Origin of the sequence: Paraburkholderia sp. 22099 (assembly GCF_052045835.1) — a bacterium.
Taxonomy (GTDB): Bacteria; Pseudomonadota; Gammaproteobacteria; order Burkholderiales; family Burkholderiaceae; genus Paraburkholderia; species Paraburkholderia terricola.
The window spans coordinates 1-898 of sequence record NZ_JBQEPU010000090.1 but is presented as its reverse complement, the minus strand read 5'-3'; the positions used below and the strand labels follow the sequence as shown (position 1 = coordinate 898).

General features: G+C 58.8%; 1 protein-coding gene. It reads right to left on the bottom strand.

The features are described 5' to 3' along the window. Positions 1–49: 49 nt before the first annotated feature. A complete protein-coding gene (istB, locus tag ACTJLC_RS31780; RefSeq protein ID WP_114163773.1) occupies positions 50–865 on the bottom strand; it encodes an IS21-like element helper ATPase IstB in 816 nt (271 codons plus the stop codon). Between the last annotated feature and the right edge of the window lie 33 nt (positions 866–898).

Genomic DNA, 898 nt, shown 5'->3' with positions numbered 1-898 from the left:
GTTTACCGACAAACATCTTGGCCGCTCGGCCGAGGTGATTGTCGCTGTGTCAGGGGGTCATGGTTGTCGCTCCGTTCGGGTTGTCAGTGGGTAATTGACGGCGGCGCTCTTTCTGTTTGTCGCTGGCTGTGCGGCGCCGATAGCTTTCGACATTCAGCTCGAAGATCGTCGAGTGATGGACGAGCCGGTCGATGGCGGCCACCGTCATGCCGGGGTCCGGGAAGACGTCATTCCAGCCGGAGAATGGCTGGTTGGCGGTTATCAGAAGACTTTTCCGCTCGTATCTTTCGGCGATCAGTTCGAACAGCACGCTGGTTTCGGCCTGGTCCTTCCTCACGTACGACAGATCGTCCAGGATGATCAGGTCGAACCGGTCGAGTTTGGCAAGCGCCGAAGGCAGTTGCAGACTCTGACGTGCTACCTGGAGCTTCTGCACGATTTCACCGGTCCGGGTGAACAACACGCGATACCCGGCATCGATCAGGGCATGTCCGATTGCGCTTCCAAGATGACTTTTGCCGCCTCCAGGCGGCCCGAACAGGAGAATCGTGGCGCCTTTCTCAAGCCACGAATCGCCGGTGGCCAGCGCCATCACATGCGCCTTCGAGACCATAGGCACAACACCGAAGTGGAAGGTGGCAAGCGTCTTGGTCGGATCCAGATGCGACTCGGCACGATGACGTTCGATTCTTCGTTTAGCGCGCTCGGCGAGTTCATGTTCAAGCAATGCACCGAGTAGCCGGGACGCCTGCCAGCTTTCCTTGTCCGAGCGTTCAGCGAAGTCCGGCCACAACCGGCCGATCGTTGGCAGGCGTAGTTCGTTGAGCATAAGTGCGATACGGCCAGAATCGTAGGCGGCGTTCATGCGAGCACCTCCTCATCGAGCAACGTGTCATAG

Bases quoted from the DNA above. Each gene is read 5' to 3' on its own strand.
- istB (WP_114163773.1), bottom strand. From the start codon at position 865: ATGAACGCCGCCTACGATTCTGGCCGTATCGCACTTATGCTCAACGAA.